Origin of the sequence: Alloprevotella sp. Lung230 (genome assembly GCF_014385435.1) — a bacterium.
Classification (GTDB): Bacteria; Bacteroidota; Bacteroidia; order Bacteroidales; family Bacteroidaceae; genus Alloprevotella.
Genome location: NZ_JACSUD010000002.1, coordinates 52,150 through 76,972, shown reverse-complemented (window position 1 = coordinate 76,972; position 24,823 = coordinate 52,150). Strand labels below are relative to the sequence as shown.

At 52.8% G+C, this 24,823-nt stretch carries 18 protein-coding genes and 1 tRNA gene; 7 read left to right on the top strand and 12 right to left on the bottom strand.

The window, feature by feature from the left end:
• Position 1 precedes the first annotated feature (1 nt).
• On the bottom strand, positions 2–844 hold the full coding sequence (gene lptB, locus H8527_RS02450; RefSeq protein WP_255498495.1) for an LPS export ABC transporter ATP-binding protein: 843 nt from the start codon (positions 842–844) through the stop codon (positions 2–4).
• A gap of 58 nt (positions 845–902) precedes the next feature.
• Positions 903–976 (bottom strand) — tRNA-Cys (locus tag H8527_RS02445).
• Between the two features lie 287 nt (positions 977–1,263).
• Between H8527_RS02445 and trmD the strand changes: the two genes are divergently transcribed.
• Together trmD and ligA are read left to right on the top strand one after the other, a co-directional pair.
• A complete protein-coding gene (trmD, locus tag H8527_RS02440; RefSeq protein ID WP_187545274.1) occupies positions 1,264–1,941 on the top strand; it encodes a tRNA (guanosine(37)-N1)-methyltransferase TrmD in 678 nt (225 codons plus the stop codon).
• Between the two features lie 58 nt (positions 1,942–1,999).
• Positions 2,000–4,063 carry an NAD-dependent DNA ligase LigA gene (ligA, locus tag H8527_RS02435; RefSeq protein WP_187545272.1) on the top strand — a complete coding sequence of 688 codons (2,064 nt, stop codon included), beginning with the start codon at positions 2,000–2,002 and terminating at the stop codon, positions 4,061–4,063.
• 421 nt (positions 4,064–4,484) lie between these two features.
• Here ligA and prfA read toward each other — a convergent pair whose 3' ends face one another.
• From prfA to H8527_RS02415, 4 genes are all read right to left on the bottom strand, one after another.
• A complete protein-coding gene (prfA, locus tag H8527_RS02430) occupies positions 4,485–5,597 on the bottom strand; it encodes a peptide chain release factor 1 (protein WP_187545271.1) in 1,113 nt (370 codons plus the stop codon).
• A gap of 121 nt (positions 5,598–5,718) precedes the next feature.
• The gene (locus tag H8527_RS02425; protein WP_255498494.1) at positions 5,719–6,888 is read right to left on the bottom strand and encodes an AIR synthase-related protein; all 1,170 of its coding nucleotides are present in this window, start codon (positions 6,886–6,888) and stop codon (positions 5,719–5,721) included.
• A gap of 85 nt (positions 6,889–6,973) precedes the next feature.
• Positions 6,974–7,570 carry a LemA family protein gene (locus tag H8527_RS02420; protein WP_187545269.1) on the bottom strand — a complete coding sequence of 199 codons (597 nt, stop codon included), beginning with the start codon at positions 7,568–7,570 and terminating at the stop codon, positions 6,974–6,976.
• 51 nt (positions 7,571–7,621) lie between these two features.
• Positions 7,622–8,584, bottom strand: a complete 963-nt coding sequence (locus H8527_RS02415; RefSeq protein WP_187545267.1) for a YgcG family protein — start codon at positions 8,582–8,584, stop codon at positions 7,622–7,624.
• Between the two features lie 301 nt (positions 8,585–8,885).
• On the opposite strand from H8527_RS02415, the gene pyrF reads away from it, so the two are divergent.
• The 5 genes from pyrF to H8527_RS02390 all read left to right on the top strand — a co-directional run bounded on the left by pyrF (position 8,886) and on the right by H8527_RS02390 (position 17,520).
• Positions 8,886–9,713, top strand: a complete 828-nt coding sequence (pyrF, locus tag H8527_RS02410; protein WP_187545266.1) for an orotidine-5'-phosphate decarboxylase — start codon at positions 8,886–8,888, stop codon at positions 9,711–9,713.
• 47 nt (positions 9,714–9,760) lie between these two features.
• Complete coding sequence (locus H8527_RS02405; RefSeq protein ID WP_187545264.1) at positions 9,761–11,299, top strand: endonuclease; 1,539 nt, start codon at positions 9,761–9,763, stop codon at positions 11,297–11,299.
• 1,099 nt (positions 11,300–12,398) lie between these two features.
• Entirely contained in the window at positions 12,399–14,951 is a 2,553-nt protein-coding gene (gene gyrA / locus H8527_RS02400; protein WP_187545452.1) for a DNA gyrase subunit A, read from the top strand.
• A gap of 25 nt (positions 14,952–14,976) precedes the next feature.
• A complete protein-coding gene (locus tag H8527_RS02395; RefSeq protein WP_187545263.1) occupies positions 14,977–16,251 on the top strand; it encodes a lipopolysaccharide assembly protein LapB in 1,275 nt (424 codons plus the stop codon).
• 72 nt (positions 16,252–16,323) lie between these two features.
• A complete protein-coding gene (locus tag H8527_RS02390; protein ID WP_187545261.1) occupies positions 16,324–17,520 on the top strand; it encodes a hypothetical protein in 1,197 nt (398 codons plus the stop codon).
• Between the two features lie 86 nt (positions 17,521–17,606).
• Here H8527_RS02390 and H8527_RS02385 read toward each other — a convergent pair whose 3' ends face one another.
• The 6 genes from H8527_RS02385 to nqrC all read right to left on the bottom strand — a co-directional run bounded on the left by H8527_RS02385 (position 17,607) and on the right by nqrC (position 24,816).
• On the bottom strand, positions 17,607–19,031 hold the full coding sequence (locus tag H8527_RS02385; protein WP_187545259.1) for a DUF4832 domain-containing protein: 1,425 nt from the start codon (positions 19,029–19,031) through the stop codon (positions 17,607–17,609).
• Positions 19,032–19,123: 92 nt separating this feature from the next.
• Positions 19,124–20,971: a glycoside hydrolase family 13 protein gene (locus H8527_RS02380; protein ID WP_187545258.1), complete on the bottom strand. Its 1,848-nt coding sequence runs from the start codon at positions 20,969–20,971 to the stop codon at positions 19,124–19,126.
• Between the two features lie 552 nt (positions 20,972–21,523).
• On the bottom strand, positions 21,524–22,798 hold the full coding sequence (gene nqrF, locus H8527_RS02375) for an NADH:ubiquinone reductase (Na(+)-transporting) subunit F (protein ID WP_187545256.1): 1,275 nt from the start codon (positions 22,796–22,798) through the stop codon (positions 21,524–21,526).
• Positions 22,799–22,816: 18 nt separating this feature from the next.
• Positions 22,817–23,449 (bottom strand): NADH:ubiquinone reductase (Na(+)-transporting) subunit E, encoded by a 633-nt coding sequence (gene nqrE, locus H8527_RS02370; RefSeq protein WP_187545255.1) that lies wholly within the window; start codon positions 23,447–23,449, stop codon positions 22,817–22,819.
• A gap of 30 nt (positions 23,450–23,479) precedes the next feature.
• Positions 23,480–24,103, bottom strand: coding sequence for an NADH:ubiquinone reductase (Na(+)-transporting) subunit D (locus H8527_RS02365; protein WP_187545253.1), 624 nt, complete (start codon positions 24,101–24,103; stop codon positions 23,480–23,482).
• A 17-nt stretch (positions 24,104–24,120) separates the two neighbouring features.
• Complete coding sequence (gene nqrC, locus H8527_RS02360; RefSeq protein WP_187545450.1) at positions 24,121–24,816, bottom strand: NADH:ubiquinone reductase (Na(+)-transporting) subunit C; 696 nt, start codon at positions 24,814–24,816, stop codon at positions 24,121–24,123.
• Positions 24,817–24,823 lie beyond the last annotated feature (7 nt).

Sequence of the window (24,823 nt, the reverse complement as noted above, 5' to 3'; positions counted from 1 at the left end):
GCTATTGTTGTTCGCGTTGTTCAGAAATGAGTTGAAAGTCTTTTTTGCGGAGTTTGAAGGAGTTGGTCAGATAGCGATCACGCACCACCTGGTTGTCGGCCAACTCTTCGGGTGTACCATGGAAGAGGATTTTGCCTTCAAAGAGTAGATAGGCTCGGTCGGTGATGCAGAGCGTCTCTTCTACATTGTGGTCGGTGATAAGAATACCGATGTTACGGTCTTTGAGTTTCCAGACGATGTATTGAATGTCTTCGACGGCAATAGGGTCTACACCGGCAAAGGGTTCGTCGAGCATGATGAATTTAGGGTCGATGGCCAGACAGCGCGCAATTTCTGTGCGGCGACGCTCACCTCCGGAGAGTTGGTCGCCCAGATTCTTACGCACCTTTTGCAGACGAAACTCGCTGATGAGCGACTCCAACATCTCGCGTTGTTCTTCCGTACTCTTTCCCGTCATTTCAAGGACCGAAGAAATGTTGTCCTCAACGGTCATCTTGCGAAACACCGAAGCTTCTTGTGCCAAATAGCCGATGCCCGCTTTGGCGCGCTTGTAGACCGGCGCTTTGGTGATTTCTCGCTCTCCCAGGTAAATGTGTCCATCGTTCGGAACAACGAGGCCGGTGGTCATATAGAAAGATGTGGTTTTTCCGGCGCCGTTCGGCCCAAGCAGTCCTACGATTTCGCCTTGTTTGACATCAAACGAAACGTCGTTCACCACGGTGCGTTTGCCATAGCGCTTCACCAAGCCCTCTGTGCGAAGGGTGAGCGATGTTGCAGCCGCAGCGGACGTGCCAGCAGTGAGGTTGTCTGTTTCGGGATGAGTAAGCAGGGTGGTATCTTCCATAAAGGCAAAGTAAATTGAAGCAAAAAGGAGCAACTCGATAAGAGCCGCTCCTTTGAGGTGGAGATACCAAGCAGATTCGAACTGCTGTAGCAGGTTTTGCAGACCTGTGCCTAACCGCTCGGCCATGGTACCGTTTTGTTTTCGAGTGCAAAAGTACTACTTTTTTTCAAAACAGCAAGGGATGCGTGTGTTTTTTTGTGCGTGAAGGTCATATTTCTCTACTTCGAGTGGTTTCCGAGCGTAGGAAAGAAAACCTTTCGTGTTTTTTTATTACCTTTGTAGCAGCATAGAGCCAAGTGGTTTGTGTACCACATCGGTAGCAGAATGCCACTCTAAGCGACCCCAAATTAAATATCAGACATCCTACAACTAAGATAGCTACGATTAATTTTTTGAACACCTAGTTATTAACTTATTATATGCGTATTGACATTATCACCGTTGTGCCGGAGATGCTCGACGGTTTTCTCAACACTTCCATCTTAGCCCGTGCTCAGAAGAAAGGCTTGGCGGAGATACACGTGCATAACTTGCGTGACTACACCACCGACAAGCACCGCCGTGTCGACGACTATCCCTATGGCGGATTTGCCGGGATGGTGATGCAGTGCCAACCCATTGATGATTGCATTGCAGCGCTCAAAGCCGAACGCAACTATGACGAAATCATCTTCACCACACCCGATGGCGAACAATTTGACCAACCTATGGCCAACGAACTTTCGCTCAAAGGCAACCTCATCATCCTTTGTGGTCACTACAAGGGCATCGACTACCGCATCCGCGAACATCTGATCACGAAAGAAGTCTCCATCGGTGACTTCGTGCTCACCGGCGGTGAACTGGCAGCGGCCTGCATGAGCGATGCCATTGTACGCCTACTGCCCGGTGCTATCGGTGATGAACAAAGTGCGCTCTCCGACTCGTTCCAAGACCACCTGCTGGCAGCACCAGTCTACACTCGCCCTGCAGACTATAAAGGCTGGCGCGTGCCCGATGTCCTGCTCTCGGGGCACGATGCCAAAATCCACGAATGGGAGATGGCACAGTCGTTGGAGCGCACCAAGCGCCTGCGTCCGGACTTATTGGAGCGCTAAAGCTAAAAGACTCTCATTACGACAAATCACCTTCTCCCTCCTCAATACATCCCTACTTATGACCGACCGCATTGCACAACTGCGTGCCGAACTGCATCGCCACAACTACAACTACTACGTGCTCAACCAGCCTGAAATCTCCGACAAGGAGTTCGACACCTTGATGGACGAACTACAGCGCTTAGAGGCACAACATCCTGAGCGCTTCGACCCCAACTCGCCCACACAGCGAGTGGGGAGCGACCTCACGACCGACTTTGTGCAGGTGTCCCACGAATACCCGATGCTCTCGCTGGGCAACACGTACAATCGTGAGGACGTGCACGAATGGTATGAACGCGTTCGATTGGGCTTGAATGGTCAGGATTTTGAGGTGTGCTGCGAGTTGAAATACGATGGACTGAGCATCTCCCTCCTTTATGAAGAGGGGCAGTTGGTGCGTGCCCTGACACGCGGCGACGGCGTGCGGGGCGACGATGTTACGGCCAATGTGCGGGCCATTTCGAGCGTACCACTGGTGCTGACACCCGACAGTGGCTATCCCGCGCGGTTTGAAATTCGGGGCGAAGTGCTTATGCCGTGGCAATCGTTCGATCGTCTCAATGCCGAACGCGAGGCACGCGAAGAGCAGCTCTTCGCCAACCCCCGCAATGCCGCTAGCGGTACGCTCAAAAGCAAAGACAGCCGTGTGGTGGCGCAGCGCCATCTGGACGCCTATCTCTACTATCTGCTCAGCGACAATCTTCCCACGAGCGAACATCTGGCCAACCTCCAGGCCGCCCGCCGATGGGGCTTCAAGGTGAGCACCGCCATGCGTCTCGCCCACAGTCTGGAGGACATCTACGCCTTTCTCGATCATTGGGACGAAGCCCGCAATTCGCTCCCCGTGGCCACCGATGGGGTAGTGCTCAAGGTGAATGCCCTTGCACAACAAGCCCTCTTGGGCTACACCGCCAAGTCGCCTCGCTGGGCCATCGCCTACAAGTTTCAAGCCGAGCGCGCTCTGACCCGCCTCGATGCCGTGACCTTCCAAGTGGGGCGCACGGGCGCAGTGACGCCGGTGGCCAACATGGAGCCGGTGTTGCTGGCCGGCACCATGGTGAAGCGCGCCTCCCTCCACAATGCCGACATCATCCGCCAGCTCGACCTCCACATCGGCGACCAAGTCTATGTGGAAAAGGCGGGCGAAATCATTCCCCAAATCGTCGGGGTGGAAACCACGATGCGCGGTGCAGACTTGGGCGAACGTGTGGAGTTCGTCCGCCAATGTCCCGAATGCGGTGCTGCGTTGGTGCGCTACGAAGGCGAAGCCGCCCATTATTGCCCCAACGACACGGCCTGCCCACCGCAGTTGAAAGGGCGCATCGAACACTTCATCAGCCGCGATGCCATGAACATCATGAGCCTCGGCCCAGAAGTGGTCGACAAGTTCTTCGAACAAGGATTGCTTCACGACGTCACCGACCTCTACCGGCTGAAACTCACCGCTTGGGACGGTAGTTGGTGGCTCTCGCGCGGAGATTTCGTCGCGCCCACACTCTTTGGGGAAGCCGACCGCAAGACACCCACGATGTCGGTGTCGCAACGCGCCACCCAGAAAATCCTCGACGGCATTGCCGCAAGCCGTTCCGTCCCCTTCGAGCGGGTACTCTTCGCTCTGGGCATCCGCTTTGTCGGCAAGGTAGCGGCCAAAAATCTGGCCCGCCATTTCAAGAGTATCACCGCCCTGCGCCGAGCCCCCTTGGCCGAATTGCAGGCCGTGGAAGGCGTGGGCGAAGTCATTGCCGGCAGCGTGCAGACCTACTTCTCCAAGCCCGAGAATGCAGCGCTTGTCGACACCCTGGCTCAATGCGGCGTGCAGATGGCCGTCGAGGAGACCCACGCCTTGGGCACCTCGCTCGCCGGACAGAGCGTCGTGGTGAGCGGTGTCTTCTCGCTGCATTCGCGGGAGGAGTACAAGCAGATGATTGAGCAATACGGTGGCAAAAATGTGTCGAGCCTTTCGAAGAACACCGCCTTCATCTTGGCCGGCGAAAACATGGGCCCCTCCAAACTCGAAAAGGCCGAAAAACTGGGCATCCCGGTGCTGACCGAGGCCGAATTCTTGGAGCGTCTGAACTAAGACCTGAGCGTCCGCTGCCGCCTGCCGTAAATCTCCACCATCGAGGTCGGGACACCTCCACCAACGGCACCGCCCGAGCACCTCGACAGAACACATTCTGCCCTCCTCAACTTCCGCCTCCGCGGTCGACCTAAAAAATATGCCGCCATATTTGGAGAAATATGGCGGCATATTTGCCTGAATATGGCAGAATATTCCTCCGAGGAGGATATCATGCCTATTCGCAGATGACGTCATCGTCCTTTCAAGATGGCGTCATATTTCTCTGAGGATGACGCCACCCCTCTCAGAAGATGATATCATATTTGCTTGGAAATGATATCATATTTTGGCTCGCTTTGCTTTGTCGCTCTTTGTGAGTTGCGTTGCCGCCTGTTTCCACAGCGGTCGGCAGTTTTTCGATTCGACATCCTCCGGCCGTTTAGAGTTCTGCTTCTTTGAGGCGTTCGGCGTTTTCGGCCACGATGAGGTGGTCGATGCAGTCTTGGATGTCGCCGTCGACAAAGGCGCTGAGGTTGTAGATGGTGTAGTTGATACGGTGGTCGGTGATGCGCCCTTGCGGATAGTTGTAAGTGCGGATTTTGGCCGAGCGGTCACCGGTAGAAACGAGGGTCTTGCGCCGTGAAGCGATGTCATCGACATACTTTTGATGCTCTTTGTCGTAGATAAAAGTACGCAGGCGAGCCAAAGCGCGCTCCTTATTTTTGGGTTGGTCGCGGGTTTCGGTACATTCGATGAGAATTTCTTCTACTTCGCCCGTGTTGGGATTTTTCCAATTGTAGCGTAAGCGCACACCGGACTCTACTTTATTGACGTTCTGACCACCTGCACCCGATGATCGGAAAGTATCCCACTTGATTTCGCCTTCATTGATGACAACGTCGAAAGCTTCAGCTTCGGGCAGTACGGCAACGGTGGCGGCCGAGGTGTGCACGCGGCCTTGGGTTTCGGTGGCCGGAACACGTTGTACACGATGCACGCCACTCTCGTATTTCAGTGTGCCGTAGACATCGGCTCCTGTGACTGAACACACGATTTCTTTGAAACCGCCTGCTGCTCCTTCAGAAGTGCTGGATACTTCGAGCTTCCATCCTTTGGTTTCGCAGTATTTGGCATACATGCGGAAGAGGTCGCCGGCGAAGAGTGCAGCTTCGTCGCCGCCGGTTCCACCACGGATTTCAAGGATGGCGTTCTTGGCATCTTCGGGATCTTTGGGGACGAGCATAAGCTTGATGGCTTCTTCGAGCTCGGGAATGCGTGCTTCACAATGCGCCACCTCTTCGCGAGCCATTTCTTTCATCTCTGCATCGTCCTCGTTCATGAGGATTTCTTTGCTTTCGGCGAGGTTGCTCAATAAATTTGCGTACTCTCGTCGCGCATTCATTAAATCTTCGAGGTCTTTGTATTCTTTCGTCAGTCGCACATACCGCTGTTGGTCTGCAATGACATTGGGGTCGGTAATTAAAGTGGATACTTCCTCAAAACGTGCTACAAGTCCTTCGAGCTTTTCGAGGAGAGAAGTTGTTTCTGCCATATTTTATTGGTCTTTATTTTCTGCTATGTATGCTTTAAGCGTTTTATTTTCGTTGTCTTTCCACATCTTCCAATCATTTTGTCATTCTATTCTCTTGTTATGAAATGAGGAGCTGGAGAGGTTAGTATTCAAACTTGCCACATTCGCTCTCAATGGTCAGGCTGCGTTGCCCTTCCTCGACACGTCCTACGATTTGGGCATCGATGTTGAAAGAGCGGGAAATGTCGATGACTGTTTGGGCGTGTTCGGGAGAGAGATAGATTTCGAGGCGATGTCCCATGTTGAACACCTTGTACATCTCGCTCCAATCTGTGCCGCTCTGTTCAGCAATCGTGCGGAAGAGCGGAGGAACAGGGAACATGTTGTCTTTGATGACGTGGCAGTTCTCACCTACAAAATGCAGAACTTTGGTTTGAGCGCCACCGGTACAGTGCACCATGCCATGAATCTTCGGGCGGAGTTCGTCGAGCAGGCGCTTCACGACAGGAGCATAGGTGCGAGTGGGGGAAAGCACGAGTTTACCGGCATCAATCGGAGCACCTTCTACGGCATCGGTGAGACGATAACTGCCGCTATAGACGAGTTCATTAGGCACAGCATGGTCATAACTTTCGGGATAGCGCTCTGCCAGATATTTGGCAAAGACATCGTGGCGTGCGGAGGTGAGGCCGTTGCTGCCCATACCGCCGTTGTACTCCTTTTCGTAGGTGGCTTGTCCACTCGAAGAGAGGCCTACGATGACATCGCCGGGGCGGATGTTGGCATTGTCGATGACCTCACTGCATTTCATGCGACAAGTGACGGTGCTGTCCACGATGATGGTGCGCACAAGGTCGCCAACATCGGCGGTTTCGCCACCAGTGGCATAAATGCCGATGCCCATTTCGCGAAGCTGGGCCAAGAGTTCGTCGGTGCCGTTGATGATGGCCGAGATCACCTCACCGGGGATGAGCATCTTGTTGCGACCGATGGTGGAGGACACGAGGATATTGTCCACCGCCCCGATGCAGAGGAGGTCGTCGGTGTTCATGATGAGGGCGTCCTGCGCGATGCCTTTCCACACGGAGAGGTCGCCCGTCTCTTTCCAGTACATATAGGCGAGGCTCGACTTCGTTCCGGCGCCGTCGGCGTGCATGATGTTGCAGTAGTCGGGGTCGCCACCGAGGATGTCGGGGATGATTTTGCAGAAGGCTTGGGGGAAGAGGCCCTTGTCAATGTTCTTGATGGCGGCATGCACATCTTCTTTCATAGCGCTGACACCGCGCATCATGTATCGTTGGTTCTTGTCCATTGTGGTTGAGGAGTAAAAAAATGAAGAGGGGGCTACAAAGCTCGATTGTCAAATCCCTCAGCGCGAGAGGGGCTTGGCAATGGGATTAGAACTGTACGGTGGGAGCGTTTTGTGCGCCTTCCGAGGCGGCGAAGCCTTGTTTTTGTTGAAAACCGAAGAAGCCGGCGAGGAGGTTCATGGGAAAGGAGCGCACCATGATGTTGTAGGTCCGCACCTGCTCGTTGTAGAGTTTGCGCCCTTCGTTGATGCGATTTTCCGTGCCTTCGAGCTGGGCTTGGAGTTGGCTGAAATTTTCGGCCGCCTTCAGGTCGGGATAGTTTTCTGTCACGGCGAGGAGTCGACCGAGAGCTTGCGAGAGTTCACCTTGCGACTTTTGGAAAGCCGTCATCTGTTCGGGTGTGGCCTTGCTGGGATCGATGGTTATCTGCGTGGCCTTGGCGCGGGCAGCGACCACACCTTCGAGGGTTTCGCTTTCGTGCTTGGCATAGCCCTTGACGGTGGCGACGAGGTTTGGGATGAGGTCGGCGCGGCGCTGATAGGCGCTTTGCAGGTCGCTCCACGAGCGGGTGACGGCTTCGTCCTGCTGCACAAGGCCGTTGTACTTCGACACCGTGCAGCCGCCCAAGGAGAGGAGGAAGAGGATGACAGCGATGAGACCGATTTGTGTACGAGAAAGGTTCATAGGGATAAAAGTTTTGAGGGGTTGATAGGAAACAAAATGAGGAAAAAGCGATTAGAAACGGCCGCCCGAACCACCGCCGCCGAACGATCCACCACCGAACGATCCACCGCTGAAACCGCTGCCACCCAAACCGCTGCGACCGCGGGCGGCACCGGCCAGCAATGAGCCGAGCAGCAGACCGGTGCCCACATCGGGCGGGTCGTCTCGATGGGCCTCACGCTCCACCTTGACGTGACCGCACTGCCGGCAACGGTAGGTCGTTTCGACCACGAGATAGCGGTGGCCATCGCGCCGCTCGTGGCGTGTGCGGCGCTGCTGAAAGCGGAGTTCTTTCCGTCCGCAGGCGGGGCAAAGGCGCGGTCGGAGCTTGACATAGTGGGTGTAGAGCGCTGTCCCTCCGATGGAAATCACCGCAATGAGGAGAAACATCCAGCCGCCCCATCCGTCCTCTTGGCCTTCGATCTCACCACGGCTGAGGCTCTCATCACCGCGACAAATCCCGTCGATGGCCGCCACCGCGCTCACCATTGCGCCGTCCCAGTCCTGTCGCTTGAGTCGCGGGACGAAGATGCGGTCTTCGATGCGCTGGATAGCGCCGTCGGGGAGCGTGCCTTCCAGCCCGTTGCCGGTGAGGAATTGATAGGAGCGGTCTCCCGTAGCGAGGACAATCACCAGCCCTGTACGTTTCTGCTTACTGCCCACACCATACTTTCGTGCAACACGCATCGCAAAGTCATAAGGGTCATCCCCTTCCAAACGATCGAGCACCATAACCACCGTTTGCACCCCTTTGTCGCGTTCGAGCGCAAAGAGTATTCTGTCGATAGAGTCGACCGCCGCTGCAGAAAGAATGCCTTCGGGATTGCTCACGTAGCGGCGCGCATCCTGCAAATAGGGGATAGGCACTTCTTCAGGACGCCAAGTGCGTGCCATCGTGTCTATCACGGCCGTTAGGCTGAGCAGTAGAAGCATCAGCCAAGGTCTAAGTGAAAACTGCGGGCGGAGTAAGAGCATAAGAGCGGTATTTATGCGCAAAGATACATAGACTTTGGCGAAAAGCAAAGCTTTTACCGTGTTTTTTCGGCCGATTCCGATGAGCCTCGCTTTGCGGAACGCTCTCCTTTTCCTGATGAAACGTCATGAAGTTAGGTGAACAAATCAACGAAGTCTGCAGTTGGGGGAGATATCGTCTGACAATATAAAGATGTCTTTCCAGCAATTCGCCACTTCATTCGTTACATTTTATAAAGAAGCTGTTGGCAAACCATTTCTTTTCTGTACCTTTGCAACATTAATCTTCAAAAACATTACCCTTATGACCAAGCAAGAACTCATTGCTAATATCCGCAGTAAGCGCACCTTTCTCTGCGTGGGACTCGATCCCGATTTGAAGAAGCTGCCTCCTCATTTGCTCCAAGAACCCGATTCCATCTTCGCGTTCAATAAGGCGATTATCGATGCCACTGCTCCTTATTGTGTGGCTTACAAACCCAATCTGGCTTTCTATGAGTGCTTCGGGTTGGCAGGTTGGCAAGCCTATGAGCGCACTGTGGCCTATATTCAAGAGCACCATCCCGACCAATTCATTATAGCCGATGCCAAGCGGGGCGACATCGGCAATACCTCGGCCATGTATGCCCGCACCTTCTTTGAGGGTACTGGCGTTGATGCTCTTACGGTAGCCCCTTATATGGGAGAAGATTCGGTGACACCGTTTCTTCAATACAAAGGCAAGTGGGTCGTGCTTCTTGCCCTCACCTCCAACAAAGGCAGCCATGACTTTCAACTCACCACCGATGCGCAGGGCGAACGACTGTTTGAACGTGTGTTGCGCACCAGCGGGCAGTGGGGGAGTGATGAGCAAATGATGTACGTGGTCGGTGCTACACAGGGTAGCCTTTTTGCCGACATCCGTCGCATTGTTCCCCATCATTTCCTGCTTGTTCCCGGTGTCGGTGCACAGGGGGGGAGTCTTGAAGAAGTATGTCGTTACGGCATGACCGACGAATGCGGACTGCTTGTCAATTCAAGTCGCGGCATCATCTATGCCGATGGCACCGAACGCTTTGCCGATGTGGCGGGCGAAAAAGCACGAGAGTTACAGCAAGAGATGGATGCGCTCCTTGCACAACGCGGTTTGTAATTCTACACTACTAATATCATTGAAACAACACATTAAAATTCATTCTTATGCGTAAGTTTAGTTCATTCTTACTCGCCCTCGTGGCTGTCGCAAGTTTGTGCGCACAACCCAAATCCGGCTACTACTCATCGGCCAAGGGACAAAAGGGCTTTTCTCTGAAAACCGCCCTCTATAATGTCGTTGCCAAACATAAAGACATTGGTTATAATAGTGTATGGGCAGCCTATAAAACCACCGACCTACGCCCTGATGGTAAAATTTGGGACATGTACTCCAGCACCACCAATTATACTTATGGTGCAGACCAAGGCAGTGGTGCCAGAGGAGAAGGTGAAGGGTATAATCGCGAGCACTCTTTCCCGAAAAGCTGGTTTAACAAGGCGCAGCCAATGCACAACGACCTTTTTCACCTCTATCCTACCGATATTTACATCAACAGCATGCGTGGTAACCTACCTTTTGGCGAAGTGGGACGGGTTACGAAGCAAAGTAACGGCGGATTTTCCAAATGCGGTGATAGCAAAACACCCGGTTACTCCGGCACAGTATTTGAACCTAACGACGAGTATAAAGGTGATTTTGCTCGCACCTATTTCTATATGGCCACAGCTTACGAAGATAAAATCGCATCGTGGCACAGCCCTATGCTTTCGGGCAACAAGAACTCGGGCTACAAAGAGTGGGCCATCAAGATGCTCCTGCGTTGGGCACAGCAAGACCCCGTAAGCCAAAAGGAGATTGATCGTAACAACGCTGTCGAAAAGATACAAGGCAACCGCAATCCCTATATTGACTTCCCAGGACTCGAGCAATACATTTGGGGCGAAAAGACGGCCTTGGCCTTTGATCCTGAGCATTACAACAATGGAGGAGTTACACCGACCCCAACCCCAACACCGACTCCAGAACCGACTCCCACTCCAACACCCGACCCCACACCCACTCCTACGCCTGATGGAAATAATGTCTATATTTCGGTTGATGTTGCGGCCGATCTCACCATCGGTGGACATTACCTCATCGTGAGTGAAGGCAAAAAAACGGCTGCCATGTCTAAACCACACACTGGGAATTATCGTGAAATCGTACAAGTTACTGTGATTAACAAGGGTATCACTACAGAGGTTAATAAGGAGGGTAATCCTACGCTCTTTACTCTCGGTGGTAGCACAGGCAATTATACGCTGCTCGATATGGCTACCACTACCTACTTGGGCTTTGAAGGCTCAGGAAACAAACTTTACTCTTACCCATCGCTCAACGATAAAACGCAGTGGAGTATTACGTTTAACGCCGATGGCACAGTCGAAATCGTGCCTCGCCTGTCCTCTGATCGCCACATTGCTTACAATACGAGCAACCCCCGATTTGCTTGTTATACAGCCTCCTCAAACCAATTCCAAGCCGTGAAGCTCTATCGCCCGCAAACGCTTACAGCCCTCACCCCGCTTGCCAGTGAAAGCGCCCTCGTTACAGTCTATGATCTTTCGGGAAAAGTGGTGCGCCGCAATTTCAGTGCTCAGAATCTCCACCGCCTCCCTGCCGGAATTTATATTGTGGGTGGCCGCAAGGTTTGGGTAAAATAATTCCGCTGTCTCCATAGTTCATCTTTTGAACTGTTTTTTACCGAACATTGTCCCCGATGCTGCAAAGTTTTGCAGCATCGGGGGCATTTTTTGTAGAGGAGTTTTTTACGCCTTGTTTTTCCTAAAAAAACCAGTATCATGGAAATAAATTTCCAACAGTATGGAATTTATTGCTGTCCGGTAAACTTCAAAACCGCAAAAAATACCAGCCTGAATCCCTTTAGAATAGGAGTTTAGGCTTTCTTTTTCAAAAAGCAAGCCCTCTATTTATATATAGACATCTCACCTTCGATTCTTACCACCGCACCTCAATTTTAACGCGATTTTAACATTTCGACTTCCTCCGAACGATGTGGCTCAATCTACCTCAGAGGTAGTTTTTTTCAGCTCCTATCTAAATGAAACTACCTCTGAGGAAAATGCTCCCTCTCGGCACACACGCATACGCGCGCGTCATACACACAAATTTCGTGTTTTTTTCCTTCACTTCCTTCACCCATCAGTCCTCCTCTCAAAATTACCCTATCTGGTGAAGGATTCTGTAAAATAAAACCTTCACTCACAACACCCTGTTTAACAAGAGAATAACTTATTCGGTGAAGGAAGTGAAGGATAAAAACACATTTTGCAAGGGATGCGCGCGTGCGCGCGAGGATTTTCGCTCCCTAATTCCATTTGCCGCTCCGATTCTTTCCACAAAAAGGTCTTCCCAAATTTATCGTGATGATATCTTTTGAAAAACTTTTACCGGACAGCAATATATGGAAATAATTTTCTAACAGTCTGGAGTAACCCTTATTTGCCGAGTAAGTTCCACTGCTTCTTGTCAGAAAAATGAGAAATGAGGAATAGATAGACGAATATCGAATGTCTGTCGGTCTTCGAGTGCGGTATTTATACTCCTTGACTCGAGAAGATGCGTCAGAGCGCCTAAAAATGCCCTTAAAAGCAAAGTTCTCTCAAAAAAGAAACTGAAAAATGGCTCCATATCGGCAGAAAAGCGTATTTTTGCACTATAAACCAAAATAAAAAAGTTCGTTTGTGGGCATTTTATAGCGAAAGACAAGACCCACAAATGAGCCAATTTCAATAAACAATGATTCAAGACGAAGAAAGAATTAAGCCGGTCAATATTGAAGAGGAAATGAAATCCTCTTATATTGACTACTCGATGTCGGTCATCGTGAGCCGTGCGTTGCCCGATGTACGCGATGGTTTCAAGCCTGTGCATCGCCGCATCCTCTATGGTATGATGGATATGGGCATCACACACGACAAAGCCACGAAGAAGTCGGCTGCTATTGTCGGTGAAGTGCTCGGTAAGTATCACCCTCATGGTGACAGTTCTGTATATGGTGCACTTGTACGCATGGCACAGCCTTGGGCGATGCGCTATCCGCTGGTAATCGGACAAGGAAACTTCGGTTCGATGGACGGCGATGGTGCTGCAGCCATGCGTTACACCGAAGCGAAGATGAGCCAGGTGGGTGAAGCCATGATGCAGGACATCGAGAAGGAAACGGTGGACATGAACCGCAACTACGACAACTCGCGCGATGAGCCTTCGGTGTTGCCCACCCGCATTCCCTCTTTTCTCGTCAACGGTGCCACGGGTATCGCTGTGGGTATGGCCACCAATGTACCTACCCACAACTTGAGCGAAGTCATAGATGGAACGATTGCTTATATCGACAATCCTGACATCGACACCGAAGGGCTCATGCACTACATCAAAGGCCCTGACTTCCCCACGGGGGCTTACATCATGGGCAACGTGGGTATTAAGAGTGCCTACGAAACGGGGCGCGGTCGCGTTATCCTTCGTGCCAAAGCCGAAATCGAAGCCGGTATGCAGCACGACAAAATCGTCATCAGTGCCGTACCTTATGGCACCAACACGGCCGACTTGTGCCGCTCCATTGCCGCGCTTTCTAATGAGAAGAAGGTAGAGGGTATTGCCAATGTCAATGATGAGTCTGACCGCGATGGTATGCGCATTGTGGTCGATGTGAAGCGTGGACAAAACGCCAATGTCGTGCTCAACAAGCTTTATAAGATGACCGGCTTACAAACGAGCTTTGCCGTCAATTGTATTGCACTTGTGCCCATCCCCGGCACACATCCCGCCAAGATGCGCCCGCAGTTGCTCACCCTCAAAGAGTGTCTCCGCCACTTTGTGGAACATCGTCACGATGTGGTCGTTCGCCGCACTCGTTTCGACCTGCGCAAGGCTCAAGAACGTCAGCACATCTTAAAGGGGCTCATCATCGCTTCCGACAACATTGACGAAGTGGTGCGCATCATCAAAGCCAGCAAGAACACTCAGGTGGCTATGGAGGGTTTGATGGAACGTTTTGCCCTTGATGAACTGCAGGCACGTGCCATTGTGGATATGCGTCTCGGACAGCTCACCGGTTTGCAACAGGAAAAACTCCACGAGGAGTATGATGAGTTGGCGCGTAAGATTGAATACTTCAACCAAATTCTTTCAGATCCCGAACTCTGCAAAAAGGTGATTAAGGACGAACTGCTGGAAGTGAAAGAAGCCTATGGCGACGAGCGTAAGACTGAAATTATGCCGGATATGACCAACTTCAACGCAGAAGACTTCTATCCCGACGATGAAGTGGTCATCACCATTAGTCATTTAGGTTATATCAAGCGCACTCCGCTCGCAGAATTTCGTGCACAAGGTCGCGGCGGCGTAGGTTATAAGGGAAGTTCGACCCGCGACCAAGACTTCATCGAGTACATCTATCAAGCCACGATGCACAACACGATGTTGTTCTTCACCGCCAAAGGCCGCTGTTACTGGTTGCGCGTTTACGAAATCGAAGAAGGAACGCGTCAATCGAAGGGGCGTGCCATTCAAAACATGCTCAATATCGACCCAGACGACCGTATCAATGCCTGTCTCCATATTCGTAAGCTCCGCGATGAAGACTTCTGCAAGAGCCACTATGTGGTCTTCGCCACCCAACAGGGCATTGTCAAGAAGACTTGTCTCACGGAATACTCTCGTCCGCGCACCAACGGTGTGAACGCCATCAACATCAACGAAGACGACCGTGTGGTGAGCGTGGTGCTGACCAACGGCAGCGACGAAATCATCATGGCCAACCGCAACGGACGTGCCGTGCGCTTCCGCGAAGAAGCCATCCGCACGATGGGACGTAACGCCACCGGTGTGCGTGGTATGGTGCTCGACGGCGGCGATGACGAAATCGTGGGCATGGTTTGCGTCAACGACCCAGAGCGCGAAACCATTCTCGTGGTCAGCGAGCAGGGCTATGGTAAGCGCAGCCTCGTGGATGACTACCGCATTACCAATCGCAACACCAAGGGTGTGCGTACGCTCAACATTACCGACAAAACCGGTAAGGTTGTGGCGATTAAGAGCGTAACGGAAGAAGAAGACCTCATGATTATCAACCGAAGCGCCATCACCCTGCGCCTCCATGTGGCCGATGTGCGCTTGTGCGGTCGTGCCACTCAAGGGGTTCGTCTCATTGATCTCAAAAAACGCAATGATGCTATCAGCAGCGTGTGTCAGGTTCCGGCCGATGATGAAGAAGAGGTCGAAATCCTCGAAGGCGAAGACGGCGCAACTCCCATCACCGAGACGCCTGAAAGTCCGGAAGTCAACGAATAATATTCACTCAACAACATATTCCACCATGAAGAAAATCTTTACTATGGCTGTGCTGGCAGCAAGCACGCTCTGTGGGTTTGCCCAAAACAGCGTCATCTACAAGGCCGAGACCTTGATGGGTGAAAACAAAAGCGCCGAAGCGCTCACCTTACTTCAATCGTCGTTTGACAATCCGAAGACGACCAAGTTCAATGAAATCTACAACATGGCCGGCCGTTGTGCAGCGCAACTCTTCAATCCCGAATTGATGAAGGCGGCACAAAATCAGCCGCTCGACACTGCGACGTTCATCAACCGCCTCGGCCAGATGTACGACTACTACTCCAAGAGTTACATGGCTGAACACACGCCCAACGAAAAGGGTAAGATGCCCAAGGCCAAGTTTGACGCCGACAACACCCGCATGCTCCTCGGTTGCCAAGACTACTTCTTCTATGCTGGTGTATTTCTCAACCAAAACGGCGACAAGGTGGGTGCCCGCGAAATGTTTGGCAAACACCTCAATCTCCCCAACAACCCCGCCCTCGCCGGCGTGAAGGACTCGCTCCTCCAAGCCAAGGCCGAAAGCTATGCCACCACGGCCTACTACATGACCATTCTCTCCTACGAACAGAAGAAATGGCAAGAGGTGCTCGAAACCGTTGACGGAGGATTCGCCCTCCCACAGCAGAAGCGCGACCTTTACTTGATGAAGCTCCAAGCCATCATGGAGACCACGCATGACACCACGGCCTACGTGAACTGCTTGAAGCAAGCCATCACCGACGTTGAGGACAACATCGGTTTCATGGAAAGCCTCATCAGCGTCTACTACAACAACAACGATGTGGCCGGCGCCGAAGCCACTGCTGCCGACATCATCGCCAAGCGCCCCGACAGCAAGAGTGCGTGGTACATGAAGGGCTGTGTCGACCTCAACCTCAAGCGTGACTATCCTGCAGCACGTGAAGCCTTCGAAAAGTGCTTGGGCTACGATGCCAACTTCCTCGAAGCCAACGCCAATATGGCCTATGCCTATATGAACGAAGTGGTCACCAAGCGTCAGGACGGTGTCTATAAGTATGCCGGCAAGACCACGAAGGTCATCGGTCAGAAGGCCGTCGACCAGTACAACAAGGAGATAGCCGAAATTAAGGGTTACTACGAAAAGGCTCTCCCCTTCATGGAAAAGGTGCGCCAACTTGCTCCCGACCGCTCTAAGATGTGGGCCTCGGCTTTGCAGCAAATCTATTTCAACCTCGGCCGCAAGGCAGAAGCCAACCAAATGGACGAAATCATGAGCCGCAGCGCTCATCAGTAAGCGACTTTCTTTTTCCCTATTTCTAAACTTGCAGAGACACCTCCACCGGGGTGTCTCTGCCTTTCCACAAATATGTCACCACGCAACGCTCTACTCCCTGCCTTGCTCTGCCTCCTCACAGCGTGTGGGGGAGTGCAGAATCCGTTTGCTCCCATTCAACTTGCCCTCAAAAATAAGAAGGCAGCCGATGCCATCGGGCTGGTCGAAAAAATGAGGAAAGACAGTGTGCTCTCCACGCAACCCCGACTCTATGCCTACGGAGTGGAAGCCAGCCGCCGCCTCTACGAACAGGAGAATGAGAAAATCTATTTGAAGCGCTCGCCCGACACCACTGCCTTCTTCAATCGGCTCTACAGCATCTTCGATTATGCCCTTCTGACCGAACGAGCCGAACAGCAACAGGACAGCGCCCGACATAAGTTTCGACAAGAACACGCTCTTCTGCTTAACAACTATTATCCCAACCTCACCGCGGCCTCACTCTACTTCTTCAATCTGCAAAAGATGAGCGATGCCGCCCGCTTCTCGAAGATGGCCATTGAGGCACAGCGTTCTACGCTCTTCGCTCATCAGCGCGCCAACCTCTCTTCCAATGCTTTGGCGCAGCACGCTCAGCGCTACCTCTTCGCCCAGCTCCACTTGAAGAACTATGCCGAATGCGAGCGCTACAAAGACCTTGCTTGGACAGATACCCTCCAGAGAGAACAAGTGCTGGAAGCCCTCACCATTGCCGCCGATGCCCAAGCCGACAGCAGCCGTCTCCTCCGCTATTTGCGCCAAGGCATCAACGCCTATCCGCGCAACACCTTTTTCTTCACCCACCTCTCCGACTACGACTTCAACCGTCGACGTCCCGACTCTGTCCTCTTCTGGGTCGACCTCCTCTTGCCCGAAGATACCACCAATGCCACCCTCTATCTCGCACAGGCCATCGCCTATGAGCACTTAGGCAACGACAACCTCTGCATCCGTGCTGCCCACAATCTCCTCCGATGCGACAGCACCAGCATCGAAGCTCAATATCTTTTAGGGCGGTCCTACTTCCGGCAGGCGCAGAGAGTGGAACTCCCCACTTCCATCAACGCCCGTAGTTACTCCGCGGCCTATCGCCGCCGCCAGCAACTCTACACCTTGGCTCGCCCACATCTCGAAGCCTTCCGCCGTCTGCAGCCCGACAAAGTTTCCGCTTGGCGTCCGATGCTCTACGAAGTCTATCTCAAACTCAACCTCGGCCGTGAGTTTGAGGAGATTTCTCAGATTGAAGAATAGACTGCACTGACCTATACATCCCAAAAGAACTACCTCGCTCCTATTCAAGAGTGAGGTAGTTCTTTTTTCGTAAAGCGGTGCTTAGCTTAGGGCTTGCTTACAAAGCGGAGAGAGGAAGTGCCGGGAGACATTTCGGGAAGTGGCTCAATGCGGAGAACGACACCAAGGTCGTTGTAGCCCGTGGAAGTTTCCCAACAATTGTGGTTGGCAAGGCGGACGGCAAATTCCGGACGGTCGTGGAGGGTAGGCTCAGGAGCCGGAAGGAAGAGGAAAAGGCGGTAGTTCCCAGAGGCAATGTCAACGGGCAGCATCACCTTGGTTTCCAACTTCACGTCTTGGTCAGGTTGCCAAAGGCGAGGGTCATCGGGGAGTGGAGCAACATAGGTGGAGCGGCCATCGGCAGAGCGGAGAATGAACTCCACTTTGCGCGGGTTGAACATCGGGGCGTAGCCGACGTTGCGCAAGGTGAGGGCGATAGAGAAGTCCATTCCAGGGGCAAGTCGGTCGGAGAAGATGCCTTCCTTCATGACGATGCGATAGCCCATCTTTCGCGCAATCTCGTCCATACAACCCTGTGCCGCCCATTGCTCAATGGTGGGCTTATAGTAGCTGCGATTTAAGTAGGACCAGCGCAGATAGGCCATCTCTTGTTGCGCCTTGTCGCACCCGGGCTTGTCGATGCCGCGTGGACGGCACGTTTCGCCACCCATCGGAGTGTAAAGGCCCTCGCCGTGGAGGTACTTCTTTTCTTCAGTGATGTTGAGATAAGTCCCTACATCGTTTTCGCTGGAGAGGAAACAGTCATTGTGCAGGCCGATGCGCGCCCGCCGGCTTTGGTCGAAAGCCATACCGGCACTCATCGCCTCTTGTGCGCCGACATACGTCTGCTTGTAGCGAGGTTTGCGCACCTGCACAAATCGGTCGGCAGGTAGCACATCGAGCAGTTTATCGAGGATGGCTTTGCGCGTTTCGTCGGTTTCGAGTCCATTCGTCGAACTGTGCCACTCTCCCCAAGCACCGATGAAACCGGCTTGTAGGACGGCAATCACGTCTTTGTTGCGTTGCAAGACGGGGCGAAGTTGTTCTATGTGTTGGAGCACCACCGAAAGCGGAGCATCGGGCTCTGTCCCACTGTTGGAGTAGGCGAAGCGCACAACGGCTTTTCCCCCCACTTTGCGCAGCACGGCCATGTCGTGCTCCACTTGGGTCAGCAGGTCGTTGCTGAGCGGAGCGTTGCGGAAATCCTTCAAATAATAGAAGCGGAAGATGAGGGTGGTGTTTTCGTTGCGTGACTCACGCACTTTGCGTTCGGTGAGCGAGTCGGTACTGATAGAGTAGCGGTAAAATCCGCGTTCCGGATTAGGAAAGAGTTCTTTCGTCTCGACATAATTCACCATTTGCAGTTTTACTTCAGGTTTTGGCGGTTCCACCGGCAGCACCTTTTCGCTACTGCATCCCACAGCGGCCAACAGCAAAGAAAGCAAAAAAGGAGGGATAAACGTCTTGTCCATAAAGAGAATCGTGTAAGTTGGTTTTGTGTTTCATTGAGTGTGTGACGACGCGATAGGAATGGCGCAGGCAGTCTTGACGCATCGAAACGTCTTTATTTGAAGTCGAAGATGGCGATGCCGCGTGGGGCAAGGCTGAGGGAGTCGCCGATAGCGATGTCTTGATTAGTCAGTACCTCGTGGGCAATGGGCGAAGGCAGGCTTTCGATAAAGCGCGAGAGACCGATACGCTTGGGATGGCGCGTACCATTGAGCACAACAAAGCAGGAGCGACCGGGGACTTGGCGAGAGTAGGCGTAGATGCCATCTTTGGGCGCAAACTGGATGAGCGTGCCTTCGCTGATGGCCTTGTTGCCTTTGCGCCAGTGGAGGAGTCGACGCGTGAAGTCGAAATAGGCGGTTTGTCGGGCAGTGCGGCCTTCGGGCGAGAATGCGTTTTGTTCGTCATCGGGGAAGCCGCCGGGGAAGTCCTGTCGCAATGCACCGTCGCCTTGTCTCTTGTTGGCCGCCATTCCGATTTCATCTCCATAGTAGAGTTGTGGGATGCCGCGCAGGGTGAGCAAGAGCGTGAGGGCTTGTCGGTAGCGGTCGATGTCCTGTGCCGCTTCGGGGGTGGATTGGAAGCGGTTGGTGTCGTGATTGTCGAGGAAAGTGAGCAGGTTCATGGGGTCGGCATAGACGCGGTCCTGCGTGAGATAGTCGTAGAGGCGGGCAAATCCGTGGTCCCAATCGTCGGTCTCCTCGTCGACAACACTGTTGAGAAGATACATGAGCGGGAAGTCCATGACCGAGCGCAGGCGGCTGTTGCGCGGGGCAGCCAGACGACTGTCCTTCTGCCAAAAGCTCACCCCCACGTTGTGGTTGATCCAGGTTTCTCCCACGATGTTGAACCCCGGATATTCCAGTTCGATGCGTTCGTTCCAAGCGGCCATGGCTTCGAGGTCGGTGTAGGGATAGGTGTCTTGTCGGATGCCGTCGATGCCGGCTTGCTCAATCCACCAAATGGAGGCTTGGATGAGATAATCCATCACGGCCGGGTTCTTCTGGTTGAAGTCGGGCATGGGCTCAACGAACCAGCCATCCTGTGCCAAGGCTTTGTCGGCCTTGGCAGCATGGGGATCGGAGACACTGCCTATCTTGTAGTTGGTCTGCACGTAGCGGCTGTCGAAGTTGAACCAGTTGTCGGCAGGGCGGTCGGCATAGAGGAAGTTGTTGCTGCCGCAGTGGTTGAACACGAGGTCCATGACCATCTTGATACCGTGGCAGTGGCAGTTGTCGACGAGGGCATAAAACTCTTCGTTGCTGCCAAAGCGGGGGTCGATTTGATAATAGTCGGTGATGGCATAGCCGTGGTAGGTGTGGCTCTTCTGATTGTTCACCTGCACGGGTGTCGGCCAGAGGGCAGTGATTCCTAAGTCGGCCAAATAGTCGAGATGTCGGGCGATGCCGGCCAGGTCGCCGCCGTGCCGACCATCGGGATTGGTGCGATTGGCTTTGGGCTCAAGCAGGTGAGGAATGTTGTCGTTGTGGAGGTTGCCGTTGGCAAAGCGGTCGGGCATGAGGAGGTACATCACATCAGCGGAGGTGAAACTGTCCACCGTCCGAGGCGTGCGTGGTTTTAGGGTGTAGGGGATGCGCCCGTTCAGTCCTTTTCCACGCAAGACGATGTCGAAGGTCTGCGGACGGGCGTTGCGCGTGTCGACGTAGAGAAGGAGGTAGTTGGGATTGGCTGTGGTCTCGGTACGAATGAGCTGCACATCGGTGGCAGATAGGGTCGGGGTGCATTGGCCCACATTCTTGCCGTGAATCAGAATTTGCAATTCGGGTTGTTTCATCCCCACCCACCAGTGGAGGGGATGAACGTGCTGAACGTCTACTTTCGCAGCGTGGAGCAGCGCAACTGTGCATAGGAACAGCAGCGTGGAGAGGAAGGAGCGTTTCATAAGGAATTGATAGGGGGATGAGAGATTAAGTGGATGTTAGGAGACGAAGGTGGGGAGGCGTCATGAAGAGGGTCTTGTGGAGTTCATGGCTTTGCTCTTCATCTGGCTCAATGATAAAGACAACAGGAGCACAGAAAAACTTCTGCGAACGAGGGATAATCTATAAACCAAGGTTTGGTTTATGTAATTCAAGGTTTGGTTTATGTAATTCAAGGTTTGGTTTATGTAATTCAAACCTTGGTTTATATAAACCAAACTTTGGTTTATAGAATACTTGTGGAGAAATCAACTTTGGGAAGCGTTGCCGCAACTTTGTTGCTCCACTTTTCAGAGAATACTCCACAAGCCGATGGGGCAGAATGATTGAGTGAAATGGGGGAGTACCTTAGTTTGCACAATAGAAGCACTCCCTCCGAAGGCCATCCCGCGAACGGGCAAGAGCAATCGCACTTTCGGGAGAGGAGAAATCCCTCAGTGTGTGTGTAGAAACAGCAACCTCCCTTTTTGTCCTGCATGGGCAAGAAGGGAGGTCGAGAGGGGATGAATCGAGGATTATCCTCCAAAGTCGTCGAACGAAATCATGTCGTCTTCCACGCCAAGCGAGTGGAGAAGATCGAGCACGGTCTTCGACATCATGGGCGGTCCGCAGAGGTAATACTCAATGTCTTCCGGCGCCTCGTGGGCTTTGAGGTAGGTGTCGCCCAGGACGGGAGCGATGAATCCGGGGGTGTAGCGCACGCCTTGTGCATCGGCTTTTGGATCAGGGCGGTCGAGCGCCAAGTGGAAGTGGAAATTGGGGAATTCCTTTTCGAGGGCCAAGAAGTCGTCCATAAAGAACACTTCATCAATGGCACGTGCGCCATAGAAGTAGTGCATCTCGCGGTCGCGCACGTTCTTGGTCTTGAGCAGGTGCATGATTTGCGCGCGGAGGGGAGCCATACCGGCACCACCGCCCACCCAAATCATTTCGCGCTTGGAGTTGTAGCGGGGATGGAAGTCGCCGTAAGGGCCGCTCATCACCACTTTGTCGCCGGGTTTCAGACTGAAGATGTAGGAAGAGGCAATGCCCGGATTGACGTCCATAAAGCCCGGACCTTGGTCTTTGGGCTTGAAGGGAGGCGTAGCGATGCGGACGGTGAGGGTGATGATGTCGCCCTCGTCCGGATAGTTGGCCATTGAGTAGGCACGGATAGTCGCCTCTTTGTTGACGCACTTGAGTCCAAACAGACCGAACTTTTCCCAAGCGGGGAGGTACAAGTCCCCGATGAGCGACTTGTCGAAATCTTTGTCGTAGTCTATCTCAAATTCGGGAATGCGGATTTGGGCGTAAGAGCCGGGCTCAAAGTCCATGTGCTCGCCGGGAGGAAGCTGTACCTTGTACTCTTTGATGAAGGTGGCAACGTTGCGGTTGCCGATGACGGTGCACTCCCACTCTTTGACGCCCATCACCGAGTCGGGCACCTTGATGCTCATATCGCTTTTCACCTTGGCTTGGCAGCCCAAACGCCAGTGATCCTTGATTTCTTTGCGAGAGAACTGTCCCTTTTCGGAATCTAAAATCTCACCACCACCTTCTGTGATTTGGCATTTACACTGGCCGCACGAGCCCTTGCCACCGCAGGCTGAAGGCAGATAGACGCCTTGTTCCGAAAGCGTGGAGAGCAAACTGCTGCCTTGCTCTACTTCTAAAGTTTCCTTGCCGTTGATGATAATCTTCACCGAACCGGAAGGGGAAAGGTAGCGCTTGGCTATGAGCAATATCATCACCAGCAAGATAATGATGATGAAGAAAACGATGATGCTCGAAATGATTAAGTTAGTATCCATTTATCTATCTGATGTCGGTTAGAGTTTGAGGCCGGAGAAGCACATGAAAGCCATGGCCATAAGACCTACGGTGATAAAGGTGATGCCAAGTCCTTGTAGCGGTTTGGGCACATCGGTGTAGGCCATCTTTTCACGAATGGCCGCCAGTGCCACGATAGCCAACAGCCAGCCCACACCGGAGCCCAACGCATAGACAACAGCGTCCAGGGTGTTGGCAATGGCCTGTGAGGAAGTCGCGGGGTCCATCTGAATGCGTTGCTGCATGAAGAGCGATGCGCCCATGATGGCGCAATTCACAGCAATCAGAGGGAGGAAGATGCCGAGCGCGGCATAGAGAGATGGGGAAAAGCGCTCCACCACCATTTCGACCAACTGGACGATGCCTGCAATGACGGCAATGAAAAGAATGAATGAAAGGAAGGTGAGGTCGACACCAGGGTTGAGGCTTCCTTCGGGAGAGAGCACCTCTGTCTGCAAAAGGTAGTCGATGGGCACGGTGACGAGCAACACGAAAGTGACTGCAACTCCGAGTCCCAAAGCAGTCTTTACGGTCTTCGATACGGCAAGGTAAGAACACATGCCCAAGAAGAACGCAAAAATCATATTGTCCACAAAGATGGAGCGGACGAAAAGACTTAACAAATGTTCCATTGTTGTTAGAGTATAGACGTTTGAGAGGAATTACTTGTTTTCGCGACGGTCGTTGACGGCGCGATGCGCCCAAATGACGCATCCCAAGATGATGAGCGCCATGGCGGGCATGGTCATCATTCCGTTATGGAAGAAATCGTATTGGTCCAAGAATGCAATCTTGTGTCCCAACAACGAGGCTGAACCGAAAAGCTCGCGGATGAAACCTACGACCACCAAAATCCAAGCGTAGCCCAAACCGTTGCCGATGCCGTCCAAGAACGATTCCCAAGGCCCGTTCATCATGGCAAAGGCTTCAAGACGTCCCATGAGAATGCAGTTGGTGATAATCAGGCCGACATAGACCGACAATTGCACACTCACATCGTAAGCGTAGGCTTTGAGGAACATGCTCACTATCGTAACGAGTGCGGCGACGACTACGAGCTGGACGATGATGCGGATGCGAGAGGGAATGGTGTTGCGGATGAGCGAAATGATGACATTAGAAAACGCCGTGATGACGGTCACCGAGAGACCCATCACGATGGCGGGCTCAAGCTGGGAGGTAACGGCCAGCGCGGAGCAGATGCCCAACACTTGTGCTACAATGGGGTTGTCAAGATTGAGAGGAGCTGTGAATACCTCTTTGTTCTTTTGAGAAAAAAGACTCATATTTGTTGTCCTCCTTTTTATTTGTGATTGGCAATAAAGTAGTTCTTGTAAGGGGCTAAGCTGGTTTTGAACATCTCATCCATACCATTGGACGTGAGCGTTGCACCGGTGATGGCGTCAACTTGACTCTCGGGATGTTCAACCTTTTTGCTCATGCCCAAAGACACCTGGGCAAAGGTGCTGTCGGAAAAGGCAATTTTGTTGATGAATTGCTCTTGGATTTCTTTTTCAACAATGCGTGCCCCAAGTCCGGCAGTTTCACTTTCGTGTCCATAGTTGGCGCCATAGACGGTTCTGAAGTCTTTCTTCAACGCCAAATATCCGTAGATACCGCCCCACAAGCCACGGCCATAGAGTGGGACGACATAAATGGTGTCATTGTTCACTTTGGCTACGTACAAGGGTAACTGCTTGTCCTGGTCATTTTTGGCAGTAATCAGTTTGCTGTCAACCTCGAAACCTCCCTTTTCTTTCACAACCTCGCCTTTGACATTGATGATGGGGTCGGCGATAATCGTTTGGTGGTAGATTTCTTCCACGTTTTTCACATCGCGGAGATTAAGTGCTGCCAGAATTTGGCCGCGCTTGTCATTTGCGACATTGGCATCTTGAGTAGCTTTGAGGGCAGAGGAGACAAAAGCCAAAAGGAAAGCAACGATAATGACCATTACCGAAGCGTAGACGATGGTATAGACATTGCTATTGGTGTTCAGTTTCATG

Coding starts and splice junctions, on each gene's coding strand:
- ligA (WP_187545272.1), top strand. CDS start 2,000: ATGACCGACCGCATTGCACAACTGCGTGCCGAACTGCATCGCCACAAC.
- nqrE (WP_187545255.1), bottom strand. CDS start 23,449: ATGGAACATTTGTTAAGTCTTTTCGTCCGCTCCATCTTTGTGGACAAT.
- nqrF (WP_187545256.1), bottom strand. CDS start 22,798: ATGGATACTAACTTAATCATTTCGAGCATCATCGTTTTCTTCATCATC.
- H8527_RS02365 (WP_187545253.1), bottom strand. CDS start 24,103: ATGAGTCTTTTTTCTCAAAAGAACAAAGAGGTATTCACAGCTCCTCTC.
- lptB (WP_255498495.1), bottom strand. CDS start 844: ATGGAAGATACCACCCTGCTTACTCATCCCGAAACAGACAACCTCACT.
- H8527_RS02425 (WP_255498494.1), bottom strand. CDS start 6,888: ATGGACAAGAACCAACGATACATGATGCGCGGTGTCAGCGCTATGAAA.
- H8527_RS02395 (WP_187545263.1), top strand. CDS start 14,977: ATGAAGAAAATCTTTACTATGGCTGTGCTGGCAGCAAGCACGCTCTGT.
- H8527_RS02415 (WP_187545267.1), bottom strand. CDS start 8,584: ATGCTCTTACTCCGCCCGCAGTTTTCACTTAGACCTTGGCTGATGCTT.
- H8527_RS02390 (WP_187545261.1), top strand. CDS start 16,324: ATGTCACCACGCAACGCTCTACTCCCTGCCTTGCTCTGCCTCCTCACA.
- pyrF (WP_187545266.1), top strand. CDS start 8,886: ATGACCAAGCAAGAACTCATTGCTAATATCCGCAGTAAGCGCACCTTT.
- H8527_RS02420 (WP_187545269.1), bottom strand. CDS start 7,570: ATGAACCTTTCTCGTACACAAATCGGTCTCATCGCTGTCATCCTCTTC.
- H8527_RS02385 (WP_187545259.1), bottom strand. CDS start 19,031: ATGGACAAGACGTTTATCCCTCCTTTTTTGCTTTCTTTGCTGTTGGCC.
- H8527_RS02380 (WP_187545258.1), bottom strand. CDS start 20,971: ATGAAACGCTCCTTCCTCTCCACGCTGCTGTTCCTATGCACAGTTGCG.
- H8527_RS02405 (WP_187545264.1), top strand. CDS start 9,761: ATGCGTAAGTTTAGTTCATTCTTACTCGCCCTCGTGGCTGTCGCAAGT.
- trmD (WP_187545274.1), top strand. CDS start 1,264: ATGCGTATTGACATTATCACCGTTGTGCCGGAGATGCTCGACGGTTTT.
- prfA (WP_187545271.1), bottom strand. CDS start 5,597: ATGGCAGAAACAACTTCTCTCCTCGAAAAGCTCGAAGGACTTGTAGCA.